The 25,812-nt window shown below is 64.6% G+C and carries 19 protein-coding genes and 1 riboswitch; of the genes, 8 read left to right on the top strand and 11 right to left on the bottom strand.

Annotated elements, in window-relative coordinates; all coding sequences use genetic code 11:
• Positions 1 to 173 precede the first annotated feature (173 nt).
• The 3 genes from gcvP to gcvT all read right to left on the bottom strand — a co-directional run bounded on the left by gcvP (position 174) and on the right by gcvT (position 4,751).
• Positions 174 to 3,038 carry an aminomethyl-transferring glycine dehydrogenase gene (gene gcvP, locus AC0L30_RS01635; RefSeq protein ID WP_473403694.1) on the bottom strand — a complete coding sequence of 955 codons (2,865 nt, stop codon included), beginning with the start codon at positions 3,036 to 3,038 and terminating at the stop codon, positions 174 to 176.
• 181 nt (positions 3,039 to 3,219) lie between these two features.
• A complete protein-coding gene (gcvH, locus tag AC0L30_RS01640; RefSeq protein ID WP_007602218.1) occupies positions 3,220 to 3,588 on the bottom strand; it encodes a glycine cleavage system protein GcvH in 369 nt (122 codons plus the stop codon).
• Between the two features lie 11 nt (positions 3,589 to 3,599).
• On the bottom strand, positions 3,600 to 4,751 hold the full coding sequence (gene gcvT / locus AC0L30_RS01645; RefSeq protein ID WP_473403674.1) for a glycine cleavage system aminomethyltransferase GcvT: 1,152 nt from the start codon (positions 4,749 to 4,751) through the stop codon (positions 3,600 to 3,602).
• A gap of 142 nt (positions 4,752 to 4,893) precedes the next feature.
• Positions 4,894 to 4,982, bottom strand: a riboswitch (glycine riboswitch).
• A gap of 223 nt (positions 4,983 to 5,205) precedes the next feature.
• Here gcvT and alaS point away from each other — a divergent pair.
• Both alaS and AC0L30_RS01655 read left to right on the top strand, forming a co-directional pair.
• Entirely contained in the window at positions 5,206 to 7,899 is a 2,694-nt protein-coding gene (gene alaS, locus AC0L30_RS01650) for an alanine--tRNA ligase (RefSeq protein WP_473403675.1), read from the top strand.
• 4 nt (positions 7,900 to 7,903) lie between these two features.
• The gene (locus AC0L30_RS01655; RefSeq protein ID WP_219685008.1) at positions 7,904 to 9,130 is read left to right on the top strand and encodes a cyclic nucleotide-gated ion channel; all 1,227 of its coding nucleotides are present in this window, start codon (positions 7,904 to 7,906) and stop codon (positions 9,128 to 9,130) included.
• Positions 9,131 to 9,134: 4 nt separating this feature from the next.
• Here AC0L30_RS01655 and AC0L30_RS01660 read toward each other — a convergent pair whose 3' ends face one another.
• On the bottom strand, positions 9,135 to 9,644 hold the full coding sequence (locus AC0L30_RS01660; protein ID WP_219685007.1) for a DUF3455 domain-containing protein: 510 nt from the start codon (positions 9,642 to 9,644) through the stop codon (positions 9,135 to 9,137).
• A 96-nt stretch (positions 9,645 to 9,740) separates the two neighbouring features.
• Positions 9,741 to 10,955 carry an NADP-dependent isocitrate dehydrogenase gene (locus AC0L30_RS01665; RefSeq protein WP_219685006.1) on the bottom strand — a complete coding sequence of 405 codons (1,215 nt, stop codon included), beginning with the start codon at positions 10,953 to 10,955 and terminating at the stop codon, positions 9,741 to 9,743.
• A 378-nt stretch (positions 10,956 to 11,333) separates the two neighbouring features.
• Between AC0L30_RS01665 and AC0L30_RS01670 the strand changes: the two genes are divergently transcribed.
• Positions 11,334 to 12,533, top strand: a complete 1,200-nt coding sequence (locus tag AC0L30_RS01670) for a TrmJ/YjtD family RNA methyltransferase (protein WP_219685004.1) — start codon at positions 11,334 to 11,336, stop codon at positions 12,531 to 12,533.
• Positions 12,534 to 12,593: 60 nt separating this feature from the next.
• Here the strand turns inward: AC0L30_RS01670 and AC0L30_RS01675 are convergent, their stop codons facing one another.
• The 4 genes from AC0L30_RS01675 to mddA all read right to left on the bottom strand — a co-directional run bounded on the left by AC0L30_RS01675 (position 12,594) and on the right by mddA (position 16,988).
• Entirely contained in the window at positions 12,594 to 14,297 is a 1,704-nt protein-coding gene (locus AC0L30_RS01675; RefSeq protein WP_473403676.1) for an amidohydrolase, read from the bottom strand.
• A gap of 171 nt (positions 14,298 to 14,468) precedes the next feature.
• The gene (locus AC0L30_RS01680; RefSeq protein WP_219685002.1) at positions 14,469 to 15,224 is read right to left on the bottom strand and encodes a PaaI family thioesterase; all 756 of its coding nucleotides are present in this window, start codon (positions 15,222 to 15,224) and stop codon (positions 14,469 to 14,471) included.
• Between the two features lie 28 nt (positions 15,225 to 15,252).
• Entirely contained in the window at positions 15,253 to 16,230 is a 978-nt protein-coding gene (locus AC0L30_RS01685; protein ID WP_354159155.1) for an NADPH:quinone oxidoreductase family protein, read from the bottom strand.
• A complete protein-coding gene (gene mddA / locus AC0L30_RS01690; RefSeq protein WP_473403677.1) occupies positions 16,227 to 16,988 on the bottom strand; it encodes a methanethiol S-methyltransferase in 762 nt (253 codons plus the stop codon). The genes AC0L30_RS01685 and mddA overlap by 4 nt, the downstream gene beginning before the upstream one ends.
• Before the next feature lie 148 nt (positions 16,989 to 17,136).
• On the opposite strand from mddA, the gene AC0L30_RS01695 reads away from it, so the two are divergent.
• The gene (locus tag AC0L30_RS01695; RefSeq protein ID WP_473403678.1) at positions 17,137 to 18,696 is read left to right on the top strand and encodes a bifunctional AfsR/SARP family transcriptional regulator/alpha/beta hydrolase; all 1,560 of its coding nucleotides are present in this window, start codon (positions 17,137 to 17,139) and stop codon (positions 18,694 to 18,696) included.
• A 78-nt stretch (positions 18,697 to 18,774) separates the two neighbouring features.
• On the opposite strand, the gene AC0L30_RS01700 is transcribed toward AC0L30_RS01695, so the two are convergent.
• Positions 18,775 to 19,440, bottom strand: a complete 666-nt coding sequence (locus tag AC0L30_RS01700; protein WP_007602242.1) for a TetR/AcrR family transcriptional regulator — start codon at positions 19,438 to 19,440, stop codon at positions 18,775 to 18,777.
• Between the two features lie 245 nt (positions 19,441 to 19,685).
• On the opposite strand from AC0L30_RS01700, the gene AC0L30_RS01705 reads away from it, so the two are divergent.
• From AC0L30_RS01705 to AC0L30_RS01715, 3 genes are read left to right on the top strand one after another with little or no spacing between them, the layout of a single operon-like run.
• Positions 19,686 to 20,228 (top strand): OsmC family protein, encoded by a 543-nt coding sequence (locus AC0L30_RS01705; protein WP_007602244.1) that lies wholly within the window; start codon positions 19,686 to 19,688, stop codon positions 20,226 to 20,228.
• 34 nt (positions 20,229 to 20,262) lie between these two features.
• Positions 20,263 to 21,375, top strand: a complete 1,113-nt coding sequence (locus tag AC0L30_RS01710; protein ID WP_007602246.1) for an acyl-CoA dehydrogenase family protein — start codon at positions 20,263 to 20,265, stop codon at positions 21,373 to 21,375.
• A 46-nt stretch (positions 21,376 to 21,421) separates the two neighbouring features.
• Positions 21,422 to 22,300, top strand: coding sequence for a sulfurtransferase (locus tag AC0L30_RS01715; RefSeq protein WP_007602248.1), 879 nt, complete (start codon positions 21,422 to 21,424; stop codon positions 22,298 to 22,300).
• A 6-nt stretch (positions 22,301 to 22,306) separates the two neighbouring features.
• Here the strand turns inward: AC0L30_RS01715 and AC0L30_RS01720 are convergent, their stop codons facing one another.
• Complete coding sequence (locus tag AC0L30_RS01720) at positions 22,307 to 24,235, bottom strand: sigma-54 interaction domain-containing protein (protein ID WP_473403679.1); 1,929 nt, start codon at positions 24,233 to 24,235, stop codon at positions 22,307 to 22,309.
• Positions 24,236 to 24,394: 159 nt separating this feature from the next.
• On the opposite strand from AC0L30_RS01720, the gene AC0L30_RS01725 reads away from it, so the two are divergent.
• Positions 24,395 to 25,774 (top strand): CmpA/NrtA family ABC transporter substrate-binding protein, encoded by a 1,380-nt coding sequence (locus AC0L30_RS01725; RefSeq protein ID WP_473255826.1) that lies wholly within the window; start codon positions 24,395 to 24,397, stop codon positions 25,772 to 25,774.
• Positions 25,775 to 25,812 lie beyond the last annotated feature (38 nt).

Genomic DNA, 25,812 nt, shown 5'->3' on the forward strand with positions numbered 1-25,812 from the left:
AACGAACGGCTCTGGCAGTGGGATCCGAAGGGCAGTTCGTTGGTGGCACCCAAATAGGCGTTCAGACAGTAGGATGGGTAGAGCGCAGCGAAACCCATCATTGTCTTCGTCACCGGTAAAAGTGCACTGATGGGTTTCGCTGCGCTCTACCATCCTACGTAGCTAAGAATCCGCTACTCCGCCGCTTCCGCATAATCGCTCACCGGCGGGCACGAGCACACCAGGTTGCGATCGCCATAGACGTTGTCGACGCGCCCGACCGGGCTCCAGTACTTGTCGGTGCGCGAGGTGCCTGCGGGGAAGCAGCCTTCGGCGCGGGTGTAGGCGCGCTTCCAATCGTCGTCAGCGATGTCGTGCACGGTGTGCGGGGCGTGACGGAGCGGCGACGCCTCGATCTTGAAACGGCCGGTCTCGACCTCGGCGATTTCCTTCCGGATCGCGATCATGGCGTCGCAGAAGCGATCGAGCTCCGCCTTGGATTCCGACTCCGTCGGCTCGATCATCAGCGTGCCCGGCACCGGAAAACTCATGGTGGGCGCATGGAAGCCGTAGTCGATCAGGCGCTTGGCGATGTCGTCGACGGTGACGCCTGAGGTCGTCTTCAGCGCGCGGGGATCGACGATGCACTCATGCGCGACGCGGCCTTTCTCGTTCTTGTAGAGCACCGGGAAGTGCGCATCGAGCCTTGCTGCGACGTAGTTGGCGTTGAGGATCGCGATCTCGGTGGCGCGCTTGAGGCCTTCGCCGCCCATCATCAGGATGTAGATGTAGGAGATGGTCAGGATCGAGGCTGAGCCGAACGGCGCTGCCGAGACCGGGCCGACCGGCGCATCCCCGTTCGCCGCTGGATGCCCCGGCAGGAACGGGGCGAGGTGCGCCTTGACGCCGATCGGGCCCATGCCCGGGCCGCCGCCGCCATGCGGGATGCAGAAGGTCTTGTGCAGGTTGAGATGGCTGACATCGGCGCCGTAATCGCCGGGCCTGCTCAAGCCGACCTGCGCGTTGAGGTTGGCGCCGTCGAGATAAACCTGCCCGCCATGGCCATGCACGATGTCGCAGATCTCGCGGATGTGCTCCTCGAACACGCCATGCGTCGAGGGATAGGTGATCATGACGGCGGCGAGGTCGTTCGAATGCTTCTCGGCCTTGGCGCGGAGATCGTTGACGTCGACGTCGCCGTTCTTCTCGCAGGCGACCACCACCACGTCCATGCCGACCATCGCGGCCGAAGCCGGGTTGGTGCCGTGGGCGGAGGAGGGGATCAGGCAGATCTTGCGGTGGGTCTCGCCGCGCGCGGCATGGTAGCCACGGATCGCAAGCAGCCCGGCATATTCGCCTTGCGCGCCCGAGTTCGGCTGCAGCGAGATCGCGTCATAGCCGGTGATGTCGCACAGCCATTTTTCCAGCCGCGCGAACAGCGCGTAGTAACCCTTCGCCTGCTCGCGCGGGGCGAACGGGTGCAGGCTGCCGAATTCCGGCCAGGTCAGCGGCATCATCTCGGTGGTCGCGTTCAGCTTCATGGTGCACGAGCCGAGCGGGATCATCGCGCGATCGAGCGCGAGGTCGCGATCGCTGAGCTTGCGCATATAGCGCAGCATCTCGGTCTCCGAGCGATGCGCATGGAAGACGGGGTGGGTGAGGAAGGAGGTCGCGCGCTTGAGCGCCTCCGGCAGCGCCTCACGCGTGGTCGCGTCGATCTCGGCATAGGCAAGCTGGCCACCGAAGGCGCGCCAGACCGCTTCCACCGTCGCGGGCGTCGTGGTCTCGTCGAGCGCGATCCGCAAGCTGTCGTCGCCAACGCCGAGATTAATCTTCTCGGCGGCCGCTCGCGCGACGATCTCGGCACGCTTCGCGCCTGTAACCACGCTGAGCGTGTCGAAGAAGCTGTCGGACTGCAGCGCAAAGCCGAGCTTGCGCAGGCCCGCGGCGAGCACCGCCGTGCGGCGATGCACATTGCGTGCGATCTGGGTCAAGCCTTCGGGGCCGTGATAGACCGCATACATCGAGGCGATTACGGCGAGCAGCACTTGCGCGGTGCAGATGTTGGAGGTCGCCTTCTCGCGGCGGATGTGCTGCTCGCGGGTCTGCAGTGCGAGGCGATAGGCAGGCATCCCGCGCGAGTCCACGGAGAGGCCGACGATGCGGCCGGGCAGCGAACGCTTCAGCGCATCGCGCACCGCCATATAGGCCGCGTGCGGCCCGCCATACCCCATCGGCACGCCAAAACGTTGCGCCGAGCCGATAGCGATGTCGGCGCCGAGCTCGCCGGGCGAGGCGAGCAGTGTCAGCGCCAGCAGATCGGCAGCGATGATCGCAAGCGCGCCCTTGGCCTTCAGGCTGGCGATCGCGGGCCTGAGGTCGCGCACAGCGCCCGAACTGCCCGGATATTGCAGCAGCGCGCCGAGCACGTCTGATTTGTCGAGATGGGTGAGGGGATCGCCGACGATCAGGGTCCAGCCGAGCGGCTCCGCGCGGGTGCGCATCACGGCGAGCGTCTGCGGATGCACGTCCTTGTCGACGAAGAAGGCTTTTGCTTCAACTTTTGAGTGCCGCTCCGCGAGCGCCATCGCTTCCGCGGCCGCGGTCGCCTCGTCGAGCAGCGAGGCGTTGGCGACGTCGAGCCCGGTGAGATCGCAGATCATGGTCTGGAAGTTGAGCAGCGCCTCCAGCCGGCCCTGGCTGATCTCGGGCTGGTAGGGCGTGTACGCCGTGTACCAGGCCGGGTTCTCCAGAATGTTGCGCTGGATCAGCGCAGGCAAGATCGTGCCGGAATAGCCTTGGCCGATCAGCGAGGTGAAGACCTGGTTCTGGGCGGCGAGCTCGGCCATATGCGCGATCGCTTCGGTCTCGCTCAAGGGCTTGCCGAGATCGAGTGGGGCGGCCTGCCGGATCGAAGCGGGAAGCGTCTGCGCCATCAGCGCATCGACGCTGTTCGCGCCGACGGCCTCGAGCATCGCGGTGACGTCGCGTGCCGAGGGGCCGATGTGGCGGCGAACGAAGCTGGTGGTGTCGCCGTTGGATTTGCGGTGTGCGGTCATCATGGGTCCTCGCTTCAGATGTTCTTGTCGCCGTCATGCCCCGCTTAGTGCGCACTTGCGCACGGGGGCGGGGCATCCAGTAAACGCAGCCGCTTCGGCTAGGGCCGATGGGCCGCGGCGTACTGGATCGTCCGCCTTCGCGGACGATGACACCGAATATGAGGTCAGAGTTCGCATCATCTCACGCCGTGTGGGCCTTGTACGCCGCTTCGTCCATCAGACCGCCGAGCTCGCTCTTGTCGGCCATCTTGATCTTGAAGAACCACGCCTTGCCCTGCGCGTCCGAGTTTACCAGCGCCGGCTCGCTCGCGAGCTCGGGGTTGGTCTCGAGCACCTCACCGCTAACAGGCGCGTAGACGTCCGATGCGGCCTTGACGGACTCCACGACGGCGGCGGGTTCGGCCTTCTTCAGCGTGCGGCCGAGCTTGGGCAATTCGATGAACACGACGTCGCCGAGCTGCGATTGCGCGTAGTCGGTGATGCCGACGGTGGCGACATCGCCGTCGATCGCGAGCCATTCGTGGTCGGTGGTGTACAGCGTCGTGGTCATTTTCTCAGTCCTCAGCGTTTGTAGGTGTTTTTCACGAAGGGCATGGCGGCGATTTGCACGGCCAGGCGTTGGCCGCGCACCTCGGCGAAAAGTTTTGTGTCGAGCGCGCTCAGGCTCGTGGGCACATAGCCCATCGCGACCGGCGCATTCAGGCTCGGGCCGAAGCCGCCCGAGGTGACCTTTCCGATCGGCTCGCCGGAGGTTGCGTCCGCAAACAGCAGCGCGCCCTCGCGCACCGGCGCGCGGCCCTCGGTGCGCAGGCCGACGCGGCGGCGGGATGCGCCGTGGTCGAAATGGACCAGAATCTTTTCCGCGCCGGGAAAGCCGCCGGCGCGCGCGCCGCCGGTGCGGCGGCTCTTCTGCACCGACCATTCCAGTGCGGCCTCGACCGGCGTGGTCGCAGTATCGATGTCGTGGCCGTAAAGACAAAGCCCGCCCTCGAGCCGCAGGCTGTCACGGGCGCCGAGCCCGATCGGCATGACGTCCGGATTGTCCAGCAGGGCCCTGGCGAGCCGTTCGGCATCGCCTGCAGGAACCGAAATCTCGAATCCGTCTTCGCCGGTATAGCCGGAGCGCGAGACGAAGCAGTCGAGGCCGGCGACCTTGTGCGGGCCGCCGGAATCCATGAACTTCATGGCGGGCGCCTCTGCACATAATTTCGCCAGCGCGGATTCCGCCTTCGGCCCTTGCAGCGCGATCAGCGCGCGGTCGGCCAGCGAATCGATGACGCAGGCGTCGGACAGATTCGCGCGCAGATGCGCCTCGTCCTCGGCCTTGCAGGCGGCGTTGACGACCAGGAAGAGGTGATCGCCGAAATTGGCGACCATCAGATCGTCCAGAATCCCGCCCTCGGCATTGGTGAACTGGGCGTAGCGCTGCCGGCCCGGCGCGATCGCCAAAATATCCTGCGGCACCAGCCGTTCCAGCGCGCGGGCGGCGTCCTCGACCTTGCCCGATCTCGGCCTGAGTGCGATCTGGCCCATGTGAGAGACGTCGAACAGGCCGGCTGCGTTGCGGGTATGAAGGTGCTCTTTCAGGACTCCGGCCGGATATTGCACCGGCATGTCATAGCCCGCGAACGGCACCATCTTGCCGCCGAGCGAGACATGCAGGTCGTAAAGAGGGGTGCGTTTCAGGGAGTCTTTGTCGTCACGCGCACGCATCGGGGGGCCCTCGGCGGTTCCCCGGGAACGATTTCCCGTGGACACCAGTCGAAGCCCCATCTGTCGCTGTGCCTGAGAGTATTATCCCGTCGGCGGACGCCATCCGGGTTAAGCCGGTCGGCGCCTCTTTCCAGATGCTGTCAAAGCCACGCGGTCCTTTTGCCTGAGAGTTTCCGGGGCGGTTGCTCCTTCGGCGCCGGCACCAGTGCCGGTCTCTCCCGACGTGGCCGTACGATACAGATAGGTAAAGACCACAGGCCGGCCAAGCCTGTCAACGCGGCATCGGCGGCTTTCCAACGGGATTGCGCATCTGCGGCAACGCCTTGATCTGTCTGCACAGTTTCTGGACAGCGAAGCTGGCCTTGTCTAAAAGCGCTTTGACCCGCAGATATCAGCCCAAACTCGCGGTTTGGATGGCTGGAAGGCGGGTACAAGCACACCCGATTGGATGAACATGAGCGGCGTCAACGAGATCAGGTCGACCTTTCTGAACTTCTTTGCCGAGAACGGCCACGAGATCGTGTCGTCCTCGCCATTGGTGCCGCGCAACGATCCGACGTTGATGTTCACCAATGCCGGCATGGTGCAGTTCAAGAACGTCTTCACCGGCGTCGAGAAGCGGCCCTATCAGCGCGCCACCACCTCGCAGAAATGCGTGCGCGCCGGCGGCAAGCACAACGACCTCGACAATGTCGGCTACACCGCGCGCCATCTCACCTTCTTCGAGATGCTCGGCAACTTCTCGTTCGGCGACTATTTCAAGGAGCGCGCGATCGAGCTGGCCTGGACGCTCATCACCAGGGAATACGGGCTGAAGAAAGACAAGCTGCTCGTCACGGTCTATCACACCGACGACGAGGCGGCCGGACTGTGGAAGAAGATCGCCGGCTTCTCCGAGGATCGCATTATCCGCATCCCGACCTCGGACAATTTCTGGGCGATGGGCGACACCGGCCCGTGCGGCCCGTGCTCGGAGATCTTCATCGATCGCGGCGACCACATCTGGGGCGGACCTCCCGGCTCTCCGGAGGAGGACGGCGATCGCTTCCTCGAATTCTGGAATCTCGTCTTCATGCAGTACGAGCAGGTGACGAAGGAGGAGCGCGTGCCGCTGCCGCGTCCCTCGATCGACACCGGCATGGGGCTGGAGCGCATGGCCTGCATCATGCAGGGCGTCGACAGCGTGTTCGAGACCGACCTGTTCCGTCATTTGATCGACGCGACCGCGTCGGCTCTCGGAAGCGGACCGGACGAGAAGACCGTGGCCTCGTTCCGCGTCATCGCCGACCATCTGCGTTCGTCGGCCTTCCTGGTCGCCGACGGCGTGCTGCCCTCGAACGAGGGCCGCGGCTATGTGCTGCGCCGGATCATGCGCCGCGCGATGCGCCATGCGCAGCTGCTCGGTGCGCAAGAACCGCTGATGCATCGCCTGGTCTGGGCGCTGGTGCGCGAGATGGGCCAGGCCTATCCCGATCTGATGCGCGCGGAAAATTTGATCGAGGAAACGCTGCGGCTGGAAGAGACCCGCTTCCGCAAGACGCTGACGCGCGGCCTCGCCATTCTCGACGAGAAGAGCGCGTCCTTAAAGAAGGGCGACATGTTCGACGGCGACGTCGCCTTCACGCTGTACGACACCTACGGCTTCCCGCTCGATTTGACGCAGGACGCGCTGAAGTCGCGCGGCATCAGCGTCGACCAGGCTTCCTTCACCGATGCGATGGAGCGTCAGAAGGCCAAGGCGCGCGAATCCTGGAAGGGGTCTGGCGAAGCGGCTTCCGAGGCGATCTGGTTCCCGCTGCGTGAAAAGCTGGGGGCAACCGAATTCCTGGGTTACGAGACCGAGAGCGCCGAAGGCGTGGTGACCGCGCTGGTCAAGGACGGCAGGGAAGCCACGAGTCTCAAGGCCGGCGACACCGGCGCGATCGTGCTGAACCAGACGCCGTTCTACGCGGAGTCGGGCGGCCAGGTCGGCGACACCGGCGTATTGACGGGCGAGGGCGGCATCAAATTCCGCGTCACCGATACGCAGAAGAAGCTCGGCGATTTCTTCGTTCACGTCGGCACGGTCGAGAGCGGCGAGCTGAAGCTCGGCACCCCCCTGCAGCTCGAAGTGGATCACGGCAGGCGCTTTTCGATCCGCGCGCATCACTCGGCCACGCATCTCATCCACGAGGCGCTGCGCCAGGTGCTCGGCGATCACATCGCCCAGCGCGGCTCGATGGTCGCGCCGGATCGGCTGCGTTTCGACTTCGTGCATCCGAAGCCGATCACGGCGGAAGAGCTCGCGCGCGTCGAGGATATCGCCAACGACGTGGTGCTGGAGAATGACGAGGTCTCGATCCGCGTCATGGGCGTGGACGAGGCCCGCGAGGCCGGCGCACGCGCGCTGTTCGGCGAGAAATATGGCGACGAGGTTCGCGTCGTCTCGATGGGCCGGACCGCGCGCGAGCGCGGCGCCAACGCGCTCGGCTGGTCGGTCGAACTCTGCGGCGGCACGCATGTCAGGCGCACCGGCGATATCGGCCTGATCACGCTGACCGGCGAGAGCGCGGTTGCCTCCGGCGTGCGCCGCATCGAGGCGCTGACCGGCAACTACGCGCGCAAGCACGCCAACGAGACCATGGCGCTGGCGAAGACGGCGGCCAACGAACTGCGCACCTCGATCGACGACGTCCCGGCGCGCATCAGTGCCCTGATGGAGGAGCGCAAGAAGCTCGAGCGCGAACTCTCCGACGCCCGCAAGAAACTCGCGATGGGCGGCGGTGCGGCTGCGAGCAACGGCGCGGCCTCCGGCGTGCGCGAGGTCGGCGACGTCAAGCTGATGGCGCGCGCGGTCGAGGGCATCGAGATGAAGGATCTCAAGAGCCTTGCCGACGACGGCAAGAAGCAGATCGGCTCCGGCGTCGTCGCCATCGTCGGCGTGACCGAGGACGGCAAGGCCGGCGTCGTGGTCGGCGTCACCGCGGATCTCACCTCGCGCTTCAATGCGGTCAATCTGGTGAAGGTCGCCTCCGAAGCGCTCGGCGGCAAGGGCGGCGGCGGCCGGCCCGACATGGCCCAGGCCGGCGGCCCCGATGGCGCGAATGCGGCCGCGGCGCTCACGGCGATCGAAAAAGCCATGACTGAACAAAAATCGGCCGGCGCGTAGCCAGGTGCGCCCCGTTCCGCGAGGGCGTGGCTCAACTGATCCCAATCTGAGGGATCGCCTCTACGAATTGCTGGAGCACGATCCGCTGGCCTACTCGGTCGGGTCGCGCTTCATCCAGCTGGTCATCGGCGTCATCGTGCTGGACGTCGCTGCGATGATCCTTGCCTCGGTGCCGGAGCTGGATGCGCAGTTCGGCGCGCTATTCGCGGGCATCTCCATCCTCTCCGTGATCGTATTCGCGCTGGAATATGCCGCGCGGCTGTGGACGGTGGCGGGCCATACCCAGCGCACGGCGTCCGCGCTGTCCGACCGGCTCGGCTATGTGTTCTCCGCACTCGGCATCATCGATCTGCTCGCGTTCCTGCCGGCTGCGGTCGTGCTCGCTACGGGCCGGCATGCGACGCTGGCAGCCCTCGGCGTGCTGCCGTTCTTCAAGCTGGTGCGGTACTCGCCGGCGATGCGTTCGCTGCTCGCGGCCGTGCACGCCGAGCGGCGGGCGCTGATCGGCTGCATCGTCATCCTGATCGGCGCGGTTCTGACGTTTGCCTCGCTGCTCTACGCCATCGAGCGCGACGTGCAGCCCGACAAGCTCGGCACCATTCCGCAGGCGATGTGGTGGGCGATCGTGACGCTCGGCACCGTCGGCTATGGCGACGTCGTGCCGGTGACGGCGCTCGGAAAGTTCATCTCCGTCTTTACCATCATCAGCGGCTTTGCCATGATCGCGCTGCCGGTCGCGATCATCTCGACGGCCTTTGCGGAAGAGGTGAAACGGCGCGACTTCGTGGTCACCTGGGGCATGCTGGCGCGGGTGCCGCTGTTCTCGCATCTCAGCGCATCCGAGATCGCCGACATCATGCGGCTGCTGCGGGCGCGCACCATCGAGCAGGGCGAGATATTGGTGCGGCGGGGCGATGCGGCTTCGTCGATGTACTTCATCACCGCCGGCGAGGTCGAGATCGCGCTGCCGAACCAGCAGGTGCGGCTCGCGGATGGCACCTTCTTCGGCGAGATCGCGCTGCTGCATAAAACAAAACGCAGCGGCACGGTGACGGCGACGCGCAAGACCCGGCTGCTGGTGCTCGATGCCCAGGATTTTCACGCCCTGATCGAACGCATGCCGACGCTCGCCGCGCACGTCCACAAGACGGCGAAGGCGCGGCTGGAGGGCAGCGGCGACCTTGCCGTGGCGGAGCTGGCGCAGGCGGAGCGCGAAGGCACCGACCGCTGAGGGCTCAGCCCTTCTTCAGGAACACGTAGTCGGCCGAGTAGGGCACACTTTGAAAGTTGCCGGCGATTTCGCAAGGGCCGTCGTCTAACCAGCCGCCATGGGTGTTGATGCGCTGAACCGTCGTAACCGGCGTGAGGACGCCGCTGCCGCGGTGGGCGGTCACCTCCAATTTGAGCCACGGGATGTCCGTGGTCTTGCCCGACGCGTTGCCGATCGCCAGTCTGCCGGTCATCTTGCCCACCACGGCGCTGCCGTCGGCATGCTCCCAGTTCGGCCCGGCATAGTGCCGGCCGATGGTCTTGCCCTCGACGAGCAGCGTCGCGATCGGCTCGCGGAAGGCCCAAGCGAGCTTGCCGTCGGTGCCGGCCTTGCACTCATAGACCTGCGCGCCCTCGGCGTGGACACTGAGCACGATGCTCTCGCCGGGCGCGGCGATGGCGTCGGGGAGCGGGTCGGCGGCCACAGCCGGTCCAGCGAGCAGCAACAGGCAGGGGACGGCAAGCTTAATCGACATCGTCGCATCTCCGCGAAAGGTCCCAAAGAGAACGGGCCGCGCTTGCGGCGCGGCCCGTGATGATGTCCGGCCCAGTCCGGCGAAATTGCGGTCGGCTTAAGCCGCCAGCGCCTTCCCGAGGTTCTCGGCGACCTTGTCGAGGAAGCCGGTGGTCGAGAGCCAGCGCTGGTCGGCGCCGACCAGGAGCGCGAGGTCCTTGGTCATGTAGCCTTCCTCGACGGTGTCGACGCAGACCTTCTCCAGGGTGTTGGCGAACTTGGCGAGCTCGGCATTGTTGTCGAGCTTGGCGCGGTGCGACAGGCCGCGGGTCCAGGCGAAGATCGACGCGATCGAGTTGGTCGAGGTCTCCTTGCCCTTCTGGTGCTCGCGGTAGTGGCGGGTCACCGTGCCGTGGGCGGCCTCGGCTTCCACCGTCTTGCCGTCGGGGGTGAGGAGGACCGAGGTCATCAGGCCGAGCGAGCCGTAGCCCTGTGCCACCGTGTCGGACTGCACGTCGCCGTCGTAGTTCTTGCAGGCCCAGACATAGCCGCCGGACCATTTCAGCGCCGAGGCCACCATGTCGTCGATCAGGCGGTGCTCGTAGGTCAGGCCCTTGGCCTCGAATTCCTTCTTGAACTCGCGGTCGTAGATGTCCTGGAAGATGTCCTTGAAGCGGCCGTCATAGACCTTGAGGATGGTGTTCTTGGTCGAGAGATAGACCGGGTAGTTGCGCAGCAGGCCGTAATTGAGCGAGGCGCGGGCGAAGTCGATGATGGAATCGTCGAGATTGTACATCTGCATGGCGACGCCGGCGCTGGGCGCCTTGAACACTTCCCGCTCGATCACGGTGCCGTCCTCGCCGACGAACTTCATCGACAGCGTGCCCTTGCCCGGGAACTTGATGTCAGTGGCGCGGTACTGGTCGCCATAGGCGTGGCGACCGATGATGATCGGCTTGCTCCAGCCCGGAACGAGGCGCGGCACGTTCTTGCAGATGATCGGCTCGCGGAAGATGCAGCCGCCGAGGATGTTTCGGATGGTGCCGTTCGGCGACTTCCACATCTGCTTGAGGTTGAATTCCTTCACCCGGGCCTCGTCCGGGGTGATCGTGGCGCACTTGACGCCGACGCCGACCTTCTTGATGGCCTCGGCGGCGTCGATCGTCACCTGATCGTTGGTCTCGTCACGGTACTCCATCCCCAGGTCGAAATAGAGCAGCTCGACATCCAGGAATGGGTTAATCAGCTTGTCCTTGATGTACTGCCAGATGATCCGGGTCATCTCGTCGCCATCGAGTTCGACGACGGGGTTGGACACCTTGATTTTTGCCATGATCGGGGAAGCCTCTTGGGAACGGCGCTTTGGCGCGCCACGGGAATATCCGCCGCCTCTTAGCACCTGATAGCAGCGGGCGAAAGCCAAGGGATTATGCACTTTTAGCTCATCCAGCCCCCGCAGATGGGGGTTCGAGGAGCCCCGTCGCGAGGGCAGGGCTGAAGTTTCAGGCGAGATTCAAAAGTCGAATCCAACCCGTTATTTCCCTTGAGAATTTTGTCAGGACAGGCAAACGACAGGCGAACGGGCAGCCGGCCCGAGAGCAGGTCAAGACCGGGTCGAGACCAGGTCGAGACCAGGTCAGGACCGGCCTTGAATCATTTCATCAAGAGGGCCTGTCCAAGGCCTTGAGAACCAGTGTGAAAGCGAAGCGAGATGTCGGGGACTGACAAGAGCAAGGCGGGCCTTTCCCTCGACGGTCCCATCGTCATCCTGGTCGAGCCGCAGCTGGGCGAAAACATCGGCATGGCCGCGCGCGCCATGGGTAACTTCGCACTGAGCCGATTGCGCATCGTCAATCCGCGCGACGGCTGGCCGAACATCGCCGCCCAGCGCGCCGCGGCCGGGGCCGACTATATTCTGGACAAGGTCGAATTGTTCGACACGGTCGGTGAGGCCGTCGCCGACCTCGACCTGCTGTTCGCCACCACCGCGCGCCCCCACGACCAGGCCAAGCCGGTGGTGGGCCCGGAAGCCGCAGCTAGTGAGATTTCCGGGCACGTCGCCGCCGGCGGAAAGGCCGGTATCCTGTTCGGCCGGGAGCGCTGGGGCCTGACCAATGAGGAGGTCGGGCTCGCCAACCGCATCATTACCTTCCCGGTCAATCCGGGCTTTGCCTCGCTCAACCTCGCCCAGGCCGTGCTGCTGGTCGGCTACGAATGGTTCAAGCGCGCGACCTCCGGCGAGCTGCCGCACGCCATGCCGGAGCGCTCCGAGCGCGCCTCGCAGCACCAGATGCAGGCCTTCTTCGACAATTTGATCCGCGAGCTCGACCGGGTCGAATTTTTGCGCCCGGCCGAGAAGCGCGACACCATGCTGGTGAACCTGCGCAACATCTTCACTCGGATGGAGCCGACCAAGCAGGACATGCACACCCTGCACGGTGTCGTGATGGCGATCGCGGAAGGGCGCAAGGGCCCGGCCAAGGGCGGCGTGCTCGACGGCGAGCAGGCCACGCGGCTGCGCGCGCTTTTGGCCGAGCACGGGCAGGGCGGCGGGGTGCCCGACAGCGGCTCCACCGTGCGCGGCCTCGCCCGCCTCCTCCGCCGCAACCCGACCGATGCCGAGCGGCTGCTGTGGCAGGCCCTCACACGCGATCGCCGTTTCGCAGGAGGGTTCAAGCGCCAGACCCCGGTGGGGCGGCACATCCCGGACTTCGTCTCGTTCCCGCACCGGATCGCGATCGAGCTGGTGAACGCGGGTGAGAACGAGGCGATCGTCGCGGATCGTGCGTCGCGGCGGGCGTGGCTGGAGGCGCGCGATTATCGGGTGCTGGAGATTCGGGCGGCGGATGTGGAGCGCGATATCGAGGCGGAGCTGGAGCGGCTGCAGGGAATGATACAGCAGAGCGCTTAAATTTCGTCGGAAAGCAAAGCGGATTGTCGGTCTCGCTCACCTGGGCCAATCAGCGCCGGTTCAGCGCTGGAAGACAACCTTGCCGCCAACCAGGGTCAGGTCCACCTTGATTTCCTTGATCTGCTCCTCCGGCACGGTCGCGTAGTCGGCGGAGAGCACCACGATGTCCGCCAGCTTTCCGGGTTCAATGGTCCCTTTGCGCGCTTCATCGAACGTGTAGCGTGAAGCCGCGCTGCTGTAGAGACGGAGGGCCTGCTCGCGGGTGATGGCTTCTGCCAAGCCGTAGACGTTTCCGTTGGGGTCCTTCCTGGTCACCATGATGTACATGTTGAGGAAGGGGTTGATCGGGTTGACCGGAAAATCCGTCCCGGCGCCGAGGCTGTTGAGCCCCATTTTTTCGATCAACGTCCTGGTCGGCACGGCGCGGTCGGCGGTCGCTTTCCCGAGAAATCGTTCGACGGTCGCTGCCTTATCCCACATGAAAACGTTCTGGAAATCGATGCGGATTCCGAGTCTTTGCGCACGCTCCATCTGTTCTGGCCGGATCAGGCTGGCGTGGATGAGGACGAAGCGACGATCGCGGATCGATTTTTCTTTATCCGCTGCCTCGAAGGCATCGAGCACCTGGTCAACACCCAGGTCGCCCACCACGTGGACACCGACACGCCAGTCATAACGGTTGCTGACGGCGATGAGTTGCTTCAGCCGCTCGGGAGTCTGCTGCGTGATGCCGTGATAGTTGTCGTGTGAATCGGGATACACGTCACGCATGAGCGCCGTCTTCAGCGTCATGCCGCCGTCGTAAAAGATCTTGATGCCGGCGAACTTGAGCCAATCGTCACCGAACCCTGATGAGGCGCCATTGCCTGACATGATCGCTTCCCATGCAGTCAGATCAGCTGGGGGCTCCGGTCGAAACATCACGCCGGTGCGCAAAGTGGCCTTCCCGGCTGCGACAAGCTTCTGCAGCGTGCGGACGTCGCGTGGCTCTGTTGCGCCTTCGATCACACTGGTGATGCCAAAACTGTTCAGCACACCTTCGGCAATGGTGAATTGCCGCATTTCGTCGTCTTCTGTCCAGGGTGGTACGGCCTTCTCGACCCGATCGATCGCCGTCTCCACGAGCACGCCGGTCAATTCACCGGCTGCGTCGCGTTCAAACTTTCCACCACTCGGATCCGCGGTGGTCTTGTCGACACCGACCACTTGTAGAGCCATGGTGTTCGCCATCGAGAAATGCCCGACGGTGCGAAGATAGACCGGGTTGTCTGGAGCAACGCTATCGATCTCCTGCCTCGTCAGATAGCGCTTCTCGGCCAATTGTGAGGGTGGATGCCACGCGCCACCTACAATCCACTCACCTGGCTTTTTCTTCGTGGCGAATGATTTGATGGCCTCGAGCGCGTCCGCAACGGTCTTGGCTCGGCCCAGGCTTACGACATAGTCGCCCAGACCAGCGGCTTTGAAGTGAGCGTGTGTATCGATCAATCCGGGGATGACGGTCTTGCCAGACACATCGAGCACGCGGGTCCGGGCGCCTGCAAGCGCCTTGATCGAAGCACTGGTTCCGGTCGCGATGATCTTTCCATCCGCGACGGCGACTGCCTCCGTGACGGTCGATCGGTCGTCTAACGTCAGAACCTTGCCATTAACGAGGACCAGGCCCGGCGCATTAAGCTCCGGCTGCTGTGCCTCGGCATTTGCGACGCCAGCGATGAACGTGCCCGTAGCAAGGATTGCAAATGCCGTTAATTTGCGGATCATCGCGTACCCCCTTGGATCTTTTTTGCGTTGGCGACAGCTGCAAGGGTATCTTTGATCAAATAGGGGTTCAATGCTTCTCGACGCTTGGCAGCGTCGCACGGTGGGCAAGGTGGAGTGCTCTCTTGGCTAGCCGAAAGCTGGCTGGCTCCGTACCGGGCGCCCATGTCCCCTCTACGAAAGGCGCCCGAGCTGCACCTCGCGCTCCACCGCAATCCATGTCGTGCGCGCCACCGCGAGCAATTTCCCGGCTCCATCATGCACCGCGGCGTCGGCCATGCGCTTGCGGCCGTCGCGGGCGGTTGGCCAGGCCGTGATGATGCAGCGGTCTCCCGGGCGCGGGCGGGCGTCGATGTGAGCCGACATCCGCCCGAGCAGGAGCGGGGTCTTTTCGAAGCCGCCGCTCTGCTGATCGTAATTGCAGGCAAAGCCGGTGGGGCAATCGAGCGCCGACCAGAGGAATTCGGGTGCGACCAGGCCGTCCTCGGCGGCGAGGTTCGAATCTGGTGCCCAGGTCGCCGCGAGGACAGGAATCTGCGCATGACGGCTGAGCGGCCCGGCGAAGATGCGCAGGCCGTCGCCTTTCGCACGCGCGGGACCGCAAACGAAGCAATTCGGCAGCGGATGCTCGTGCGGCTGGACTAGCGCCAGCAATTCGGCGGCGCGTGCTTTCTCCAGGCTCGCTGTCTCCAGCCGCGCAAGCTCGACGCTTGCCGGCCGCCCGGTCGCGACGATCTTGTCGCTGTCGTGAAGCTCCCATGTGCCGTCGTTCGTCGCGACCGCATCAAGCGGGGTGTCCAGCGGCGGCGGTGCGCGCAGCGTTATCTCCGCGGCGCCGGCAATGTGGCGGGCCAGCCGCCCACAGACATAGCCGCCGTTGCCGGAGTTGGGAGGACCGCAAAAGCGTTTGTCGATGATGATCTGTGTCATCGGTTTTGTTCTCTCTTCCCCGTGCACTTTACCTGATCTTGAGGACAATTCGCCCCTGAACCGTTCGGTTGGCCACGGCACGCATGGCTTCGCCGGCCTCCTCCAAAGGGAGGACGCGATCGATATGCGGGCGGATTTTTCCGCCGGCCAGCAATTGCATCAGCGTGGCATTCATACGCGCGGCGTCCGCGGGAAATTTCTCCGCCCAGGCGCCGACGAAGACGCCGAGGATGGAATAGTTCTTCAGAAGCGGAAGGTTCATCGGGAGCTGTGGAATTTCGCCGCTGGTGAAGCCGATCGGCATCAGCCGTCCGCCCCATTTCACCAGCCGGGCCATCTGCTCGAAAATCGCGCCGCCGATCGTGTCGAAGCCGATGTCGATGCCTTCTCCTGACGTGATCGACTTGATGCGGTCGCGCAGATCCTCACTGCGATAGTTGACGATGTCGCTGGCCCCATAATTGCGAACCAGGGCGGCCTTGTCATCGGAGCCGATACCGGCGACGACGCGCAGGCCGAGATGGCGGCCGAGATCGACCACAGCAAGGCCAACTCCGCCGGCAGCACCGGTGACGAACAGCGTTTCGCCGCGCTGTGCCCGGGCCCGCTCGACCAGCGCATAATAGGCCGTGCCGTAATTATGCAGGACCGTCGCCGCGGCCTCGAACGCGACGTCGCCAGGCAGACGCACGCACTTTGAGTCCTTGGCTATCATCCGTTCGGCGTAGCCGCCGGTCCAGGCGCTGCATGCCACGCGGTCGCCGGGAGCGAATGCCGTGACCTCGTCGCCGACCGCGACGACCACACCGGCCGCTTCCGTGCCGGGCACGAAGGGCGTCGGCGGCCGCATCTGGTAGAGCCCCGAGACCACCAACTGGTCCATGAAGCTGACAGAGGCCGCATGGACGTCGATCAGGATCTCGTCGCCGGCCGGCTTCGGCTCGTCGATCTCGCCGAGGCGCAAATCGCCGGGGCCGGTGAACGATGTGCACAGAATCGCTTTCATCGGGGCGCTCCGAAAAGACGCGGCAGCAGCATGGGAACGTGTCGGCGGTAGTCCTGGTAGGTGGCGCCGAATTCGGCGATCAGGTCGCGCTCCTCGAACTGAAGCGCGGCCAGGATGTAGGCGGTGTTTGCGAGCGCAAACAGAAGGTGGCCAATGGTCATCTCGGGCGTGGCCCAGAACGCGAGCAGGAAGCCGAGCATGATGGGATGCCGCACGATCTTGTAGAGCAGCGGCGTCCTGAACGATTGACCTGGTATCGCGCTCCCGCGGAACGCAACGAAGGCCTGGCGCAGGCCGAACAGATCGAAATGATCGATCATGTGGGTCGAGGCGAACGCGATCAGCCAGCCGAGCCAATGTACGCCGATCAGCAACCAGGCCGCTGTTCCGCTGGTTTGCCAGACCGGCGTGGGGATCGGACGCCACTGCCAAAACAGCAGCAGCAAGATCAGGCTGGAGAGCAGCACATAGGTGCTGCGCTGGCAGGCTGCGGGGAGGAATTTGACCAGCCATCGCTTGAAGCCCGGGCGCGCCATGACGCTGTGCTGGATTGCAAACAGGCTCATCAGCAGCAAGTTGACGACGATGGCCACGCTCAGGTCCGTCGGGCTGCCGACGCCGATCGGCATGTCGATCGACTTATCAATCGACTTGGGCACGACATAATTGCCGACGAAACCGAGCGCATAGAGAAATGAGACCGTGAAGATGACGTAGCTCACGATGGCGTAGAGCAGGATCAGGAGGCGCGAGATCATGTTTTTTCCTATTGTGCCTGATGCAGCCGTGCCGCATGCAGGAGCCTGAGTTGCTCGCCGGCGAGCAGGCTCGATCTGCCCCGACTGCTATCGCTGGACCGTCCCCTGTGCGTCCCCCGGGGGCGCCGCGAGGGGAGGGAGGACTTTCATGACGGTTTTTTCGCTGGGGACGTTCGGGTTCCCGGAGGTCCACGCCGACGGCCGCCCGATTAAGTTGGCCCTGCGCAAGGGCCTCGCGCTGCTGGTCTATCTCGCGGAAGCCAAGGGCGCTGCGGCCCGCGACGTGGTGGCCACGCTGCTGTGGCCGGAGGCCGACCGCGAGACCGGCCTTGCGCGATTGCGGCGGCTGCTTCACCGCATCGAGCTGACGCTCGGTCAGCAGGTGTTCGAGACCGATCGGACCAGTCTGCGGTGGTCTCCGGCAGTCGCGCTGCAAGTCGATGCACATCTGTTCGAGAGCGCCTGCGATCGCGGTGACTTTGACCAGGCCTGCCAGATTTATCGGGGAGATTTCCTCGCAGGCTTCTCGCCGGAGGACTGTCCGGAATTCGACGACTGGGCGTTCTTTCGCCGCGAGGCGCTGCGCGGACGTCTCGTTCACGCGCTGGAGCGTCTGGTGCAGGACAAGACTGCTGCCGGAGACTACTTTGCCGCGACCGCACATGCGACCCGTCTGGCCGAGCTCGATCCTTTGAGCGAGGTCTACGGCCGGCATCTGATCCGCAGCCTGCTGCTGGCGGGCGACCGCAGCGCGGCAGAGCGGCACCACGCGGCACTGACGCAGCGGCTGCGTGACGAGCTTGGTGTTGCGCCCGAAGCCGAGACCGAGGCGCTAATGAGTCCTGCGGCGGCACATGCGATTCCAGCGACGCGCTATGTCAAGGGCGCCGGCGTGCATCTGGCGTATCAGACCTATGGCAGCGGTCCGGTCGACATCCTGGTCATGCCGGGCTTCGTGTCGCATGTGGAACGCGCCTGGGAGCATCCCGCGAGCCGGAGGTTTCTGGCCTCACTGATGAAGCTTGGGCGCCTGATCGTGTTCGATCGTCGCGGCATCGGGCTGTCGGACCGGGTTGGATCGGCCCCCGGTATCGATGTCACCGCGGAGGATATCGGTACCGTGTTGCGGGCGACGGATTCGCGCCGTGTCGTGCTGTTCGGCGCATCCGAGTGCGGGCCAGCCTGCATCAAATTTGCGGTCGATGAGCCGCGTCTCGTGGCCGGACTCATTCTGTTCGGTGCATTGGCCAAGGGCTGCTGGTCGCAGGACTATCCGCACGCGTTGCGCGCCAGCCAGTACGACGCCTGGAGCAAGCACCTCATTGCGCAATGGGGAGGACCGGTAGAGATTGAAACCTTCGCGCCCAGCCTTGCCGGCGATCCCCAGGCCCGCGCCTGGTGGGCGGGGCTATTGCGCGCGGCCTCCAGTCCCGGCGGCATCTCGGCCGTGCTCGAGGCGTTTCGCGACGCCGACGTGCGGCAGCTTTTGCCGCAGATTGCCATGCCGACATTGGTGCTGCATCGTCGGGACGACAAGGCCGTACGGATTGCGGCCGGCCGCGATCTCGCGAGCCGGATCAAAGGTGCGCAATTCGTCGAGCTCGACGGCCATGATCACTGGTTCTTTGCAGGCGATCAGGGACCGGTGCTGGGGGCGATCAGGCGGTTCATTGCTGCGTTACCGCGCGAGCGGCTGCGAGTGCTGTAGCCCGGATGAGCGACGCGACATCCGGGGACGGTCGTCCCGCATGTCGCTGCGCTCATGCGGGCTACGGGATGGGAGCGATCACACCGCCTCGAGCTGATCCGCCGCGCGCTTCTTCTTTGCCTTGGACTGGCTGAGCAGGGGACCTGCCGTCAGCGCCGCCGTATCCGCCACACCCGGATCGCGCGACACCATCGCCGCGACGATCGCGCCGTCGATCAACAGGCCGAGCTGGTGCGCGAGCACGATGGGTTCGTTCGATCCGAGCTCGCCGGCGAGCTTCTCGATATGGCCGAGCACGATCTTCTTGTGCTTCAGCGCGATGTTGCGGAACTGCTTGGCGTCCTTGTCGTGCTCGCCGACCGCGTTGATGAAGGGGCAGCCGTAGAAGCGCTCTTCGGCGAACCAGCTCTTCAGGGCCGGGAAGATGCGCGTGAGTTTGGCTTGCGCATCGCCGCCGCCTTCCTCCATGGCGCCGATGAACCATTCGCGCCACTGCTTGCCTTCGCTCTCCAGCACCGCGTTGACGAGATTGGTCTTGGAGCCGAACAATTTATAGAGCGTGGTCTTCGCGGTGCCGGCTTCCGCGATGATCGCGTCGATGCCAGTGGCGTTGATACCGTTCTTGCAGAACAGATGCGTCGCCGCGTTGAGCAGGCGCCCGCGCGCGGACTCGTCTTCGCTGGTGCCGCCGTGCGGCGAATGAGGCTTCTGCTTAGACGTCTTGTTCGGTGAGGGCTTGGCCATGAGTCCAAACTTACCCGCAGCCGCGCTGCATCAGCAAGCCGCATCTGTCCGCGCTGAAAAGATTCGCACGGGAAAGCCGGTCTGCATCGCCTTTGAGCAAACGGCGGCTGATCAATCCGCAGGCAGCGTTCGCTAAGCGGCTCCAATGCTTGGCCTTTTGATTTTGGCCTGGTCTGGCACGCTCCATGCAAGGAAACAGACCGTTCGGTATCCTGCCGATTTCCACTTCTGCCAGGGAGAAGATGATGACTGCCGTCGTTCAGAAGACAGTGCTGACGGGTTGCCTCGCGCCCATCGACAAGAACGGCCTCGAGCAACTGATCGCCAACGGCAAGGCCAATCCGAAGGTCATCAAGACCTTGAAGTGCAAGACGGTCGCGGAAGGAAAATTCCGCCATGCCAACTACATCCGCAATTTGCCGCCCTACATCGTCGACGAGCCGCCGGGGCTTCTGGGCGACGACACTGCGCCCAATCCGTCCGAAGCCTCGCTGGCCGCGCTCGGCTCCTGCCTTGCCGTCGGCCTGCACGCCAACGCCGTGCATCGCGGCTGGATCGTCAACAAGCTCGAGCTCGAGCTCGAGGGTGACCTCAACATTACCGCGGTGTGGGGCACCGGCGACATGTCGGACAAGCCGGTCGGCTTCACCGACGTCCGCGTCAAGGTCGACATGGAATGTGAGGGGATCTCGCCGGACGAGATCAATGCGCTGGTGGCCCATGTGAAGCAATGGTCGCCGGTCGCCAACACCTTCACCCGCCCGGTCAATCTCGAGGTCGGCATCTGAGCTGACGGCAACAGGACAAGGTGCGGAGACGATCATGGGTTCACTGGCTTTATCACGGACCGAAGTTTTGGATCAGCCCGCACCGTCCATTGCAGGAGAGGTGGCGCGAATCGCGCGGGAGCAGCTCGCGCCGCTCGCCGCCGGCATCGACGACGGCTCGGTCTATCCGGCCGAAGTGCTGCGCAAACTTGGCGAGGTCGGTGCCTGGGGCAGTCACATGCCCCACGAAGGTCCCGCCGATTTGCGCTGTGCCATCCAGGCGATGTCGGCGATCGGCGAGGTCTGCGGCAGCACCGCCTTCATGGCGTGGTGCCAGAACACGCTGGTCTGGTACGCCGCCAACTCGACCAACATGAAGCTGGCAAAGCGCTTCGGCGATGCGTTCTCGACCGGCCGCGTGCTCGGCGGCACCGGGCTCTCCAATCCGATGAAGAGCTTTTTCGGCATCGAAAAGCTCAAGCTGAAGGGGCGCAAGGTCGACGGCGGCTACATCGTGCGCGGCGCGCTGCCCTGGGTCTCCAATCTCGGACCCGACCATTATTTCGGTACCATCTTCGAGCGCGAGGACGAGCCGGGCACTGTCATGTTCCTGGCCGACTGCGCCGATCCCGCGATCTCGCTGACGCCATGCAAGCCGTTCCTCGCCATGGACGGCACCGGCACCTATGGCGTGCAGTTCCGTGACGCCTTCGTGCCTGACGAGCTGATCCTAGCCGATCCCGCCGCGCCGTTCGTCAAGAAGATCCGCGCCGGGTTCATCCTGCTGCAGGCCGGCATGGCGCTCGGGCTCATCAAGGACTGCATCAACATCATGGACGAGGTCGACAACCCGCTCGGCCACATCAACCGCTATTTGCCGCAACAGCCGGTGCACTTCCGCGATCTCGCCGCCGAGCTCGAGGCCGAGACCATGGCGCTGGCGCGCGATCCCTACAATGAAGAGGAGACCTACTGGCGCAAGGTGATCGCGCTCAGGCTTCGCGCCGGCGAGGCCAGCGTCGCGGCGGCGCATGCGGCGATGCTGCATTGTGGCGCGCGCGGCTACCTCAAGTCCCACCGCGCGCAGCGCCGCCTGCGCGAGGCCTATTTCGTCGCGATCGTCACGCCTGCCACCAAGCAGTTGCGCAAGATGCTTGCCGATTCCTGAGTTTTACGAGCCCACCCACCATCTAACCTCAACGGAGAGGCTGCCAATGACGGACGTTCTGATCTCTGCCAGCGAACTTGCCGATCTCTTGAAGACCGAGCCCTGTGTCGTAATCGACACCCGCAACCCCGACGCCTATGGCGCCGGGCACCTTCCCAACGCCGTGAACGTGCATGAGATATTCACGTTTCTTGCGACCTCGACGCCGGAGGGCATGGCCGAGCTGAAGACCAAGTTCGCCGACGCCTTTGGCGGCGCGGGCCTGTCCGGCAAGGAGACCGCCGTGATCTACGAGCAGTCGATGAACTCCGGCTTCGGCCAGTCCTGCCGCGGCTACTACCTGCTCACCATGCTCGGCTATCCCAAGATCAAGGTGCTGCATGGCGGCTTCGATGCCTGGGCGGCCGCAGGTCTTCCGGTGACGAAGGATGTGCCGGCGCCGGCGAAGGCGTCGTTCGGAATCGTGCCTGAAGCGGGCGATATCCTGATCGACGCCAAGACCATGCTGGCGGCGGTCGGCAAGCCGGGCGTCGCCATTCTCGACGTGCGCGACGTCGACGAATGGATCGGCGACAGCTCGTCTCCGTATGGGAAGGATTACTGCCCGCGCAAGGGTCGCATCCCCGGCGCGGTGTGGCTGGAATGGTATCGCATGATGAAACCGACCGCTGAGGGCCCGCGCTTCAAGTCCAAGGACGAGATCCTAGCGGAATGCGCCACTGTCGGCATCTCGCCCTCCACGCCGGTCTATCTCTACTGCTTCAAGGGAGCGCGCGCCTCGAACACATTCCTGGCGCTGAAAAACGCCGGCGTGAAGGACGTGCGGATGTATTTCGGCTCCTGGAACGAATGGTCGCGCGATCCGTCGCTGCCGATCGAGCAGGGATTGCCGATCGCATCGGAGGTGACGACCAAGGCGGCGTGATCGCCGCTAACCGAGGGCACGCGGACGGGGCGCGATTCCCAGCGCCTTGATCCGCGAGGCCAGCGTGGTCGGCTTGATATCCAGCATCTCGGCCGCGCCACCGGGGCCGAACACTTTTCCGGCGCAGCCCTCGAGCGCGGCCAGGATGTTGGCGCGCTCGTGATCGCGCATTTCGGATGACGTCATCACAGCGGGCCGTGCGTCAGCCTTCTGCCGCGTGGCGCCAACCGGGGCCTGCGTGCCCGAGGGGTCGGGCAGATCGATCCGCAAACGGCCGTTCTGCGACAGGATCGCGGCGCGCTCGATCACGTTCTGCAGTTCGCGGACATTGCCCGGCCAGTCATAGCGCGTCAGCCGCCGCGCATCGCCTTCCGACAAGCGCAGATTCGATTTCAGCGCCTTGCTCTCGCGGGTGAGGAAATGCTGAGCGAGCAGCGCAATGTCCTCGCGCCGTTCGCGTAAGGGCACCGTCTCGATCGGAAACACGTTGAGCCGGAAATAGAGGTCCTCGCGAAAACGGCCGCGCTGCACCTCCTGCTTGAGGTCGCGGTTGGTCGCGGCGATGACGCGGACGTCGACCGCGCGGGTGCGCTCCTGGCCGACGCGCTCGAAATTGCCCTCCTGCAACACGCGCAGCAGCTTGCCTTGCAATTCGAGTGGAATCTCGCCGACCTCGTCGAGGAACAGCGTGCCGCCATCGGCGAGCTCGAAGCGGCCGATGCGGTCGCGCGTCGCGCCGGTGAAGGCGCCGCGGACATGGCCGAAGAATTCGCTTTCGAACAATTCGCGCGGGATCGCGGCGCAATTGACGCGGATCAGCGGCCGGTCGCTGCGGGTGGAATCCTCGTGAATGGCGCGCGCGATCAGCTCCTTGCCGGTGCCGGATTCCCCGGTGATCATTACCGCCGCGCTGGTCGGCGCCACCAGCTTGACCTGGCGCAGCGTCGTCTGGATCGCCTCGCTGCCACCGATGATGCCGCGCGGATTGGTCTCGATGCGGATTTCTTCCTGGAGATAGGCGTTTTCGAGCTCGAGACGTTCGCGCAGGCGATCGACTTCGGCGAGCGCGGCGTGCAGCTTCTCGTCGGCCTCGCGGCGCTGGCTGACGTCGCGAAACACCACGACGGCACCGACCACCACGCCGCGATCGCGGATCGGCGTGGAGGTGTATTCGACCCAGGCCGGCGAGCCGTCCTTGCGCCAGAATACCTCGCCATCGACCTGGTGCACGGCGCCGTCGCGGAACGCCGCGTAGATCGGGCAATCATGGTTGTGATAGTGCCGCCCGTCATGGTGGGTGTGGTGCATGATGGGATGGATTTCCTTGCCGACCAGCTCCTCGGCAGTCCAGCCCAGCATCCGCTCGGCGGCGGGGTTCACGAAGGTGGTCTTTCCTTCCGCGTTGACGCCGTAAATGCCTTCGCCGGCGGCGCGCAGGATCAGTTGGTTCTCGCGCTCGATGTCCTGGAACACGCGCTCGACCCGCTGCCAGGTCGAGATGCCGCTGCGCATGTGGTCTTCAGCGGCGGCATCGACATTGCGGCGGCGGCGTGCTTCGAGATCGGTCAGGGTGAGCTGGACCAGCGTGCGCCCGTCATGGGGCAGGACGCAGCCGGCATATTCGAGCCGGAGATTCTGCCCGGTGGCATGGCGCGGGTTCAGCGCCGTGGTCCAGTAGGCGCCCTTGTGCAGCACGGCCTGGGTGAACACGGTCAGCGCCGGAAGTTCGCCGGCATGCAGCGTGCTCGGCCTGGTCTGGCGCAGCAGCGCGCGGTCGTAGCCGATCAGGGCGCAGGCGGCGGGATTGGCATCGACGATCAGGTCGCCGAAGGGGTCGATCAGCAGCGTCGCTTCGACCGAGGATTCGAAAGCCGCGACGCGCGGATCGATGGTCGGGGCCACGTCGTCGTGGGCGAGCATTGGCGTCGTTGCCATTACGAAATCTCGTTATTCAACTACGAAATCTCGTTTATCACGAATTTTCGTAATGACCAAGTGCAGGCGAAAGTGCTGCGTCATCAAGGCACTGGTGGGCGCGAAGGTGGTGGCATGCTCCTTGCGTAATTCTCCTCGCAACGACGCGCAGGAGGTCCGATGTCCACTTTCGACAATCCGTTTGATCCCAATCGCAACCTGCGAGCCGGCTGTGCCTGTGGTCAGCATCAATCCGCGGCGGAGCATGAGCAGGCCACCGCGTTGCGCTGTGATCCCGTCGAGAGCGAGGAGAAGCGCTATGAGGGCGTGGTCGCCTCTGCCGTGATGCGCGCGATGTTTCCGCAGGACGTGGCGCGGCGAGCATTCCTGAAGTCGGTCGGGGCCTCCACCGCGCTGGCCGCGCTGTCGCAGTTCTTCCCGCTTCAGACCGCGACCGAGGTTTTTGCGCAGGCCGGCACGCCGGAAAAGAAGGATCTCAAGGTCGGCTTCATCCCGATCACCTGCGCCACGCCAATCATCATGGCGGCGCCGCTGGGCTTCTATGCCAAGCACGGCCTCAACGTCGACGTGGTCAAGACCGCCGGCTGGGCCGTGATCCGCGACAAGACCATCAACAAGGAATACGACGCCGCGCACATGCTGGCGCCGATGCCGCTCGCGATCTCGCTTGGCCTAGGTGCCAACGCGATTCCGTTTGCCGTGCCCGCGATCGAGAACATCAACGGGCAGGGCATCGTGCTGGCGAGCAAGCACAAGGACAAGCGCGACCCGAAGGATTGGAAGGGCATGAAATTCGCCATCCCCTTCGACTATTCCATGCACAATTATCTGCTGCGCTACTATCTCGCCGAACACGGGATCGACCCCGACACCGATGTGCAGCTGCGTTCGGTACCGCCGCCGGAAATGGTGGCAAACCTGCGCGCCGACAACATCGACGGCTTCCTCGCGCCCGACAATATCTGCCAGCGCGCGATCTATGACGGCGTCGGCTTCATGCATCTCTTGTCCAAGGAAATCTGGGACGGCCATCCCTGCTGCAGCTTCGCGGCCAGCCGCGAGTTCATCACGACGGCGCCGAACAGCTTTGCCGCGCTGACGCGCGCGATCGTCGATGCCACGGCCTATGCGTCGAAGGCGGAGAACCGCAAGCAGATCGCGGAAGCCATCGCGCCGGCGAACTACATCAACGCGCCGGTCACGGTGCTGGAACAGGTCTTGACCGGCACCTATGCCGACGGCCTCGGCGGCGTGAAGACGGATGAAAAGCGCGTCGATTTCGACCCGTTCCCCTGGCAGTCCTTCGCGGTGTGGATGCTGACGCAGATGAAGCGCTGGGGCCAGATCAAGGGCGACGTCGACTACAAGGCGGTCGCCGAGCAGGTCTATCTCGCCACCGACACCAGGAAGCTGATGACCGAGATGGGCCTGGCGCCGCCGGCCGGCAGCTACAAATCGTTCGCGGTGATGGGCAAGACTTTCGATCCGGCCAAGCCCGAGGATTATTTGGCGGGCTTCAAGATCAGGAAGGCGTCGTGAGGGGCCGCGCTCTCTTTTCACCTCGCCCCGCTTGCGGG

This window comes from Bradyrhizobium sp. MI1.11 (assembly GCF_055811255.1).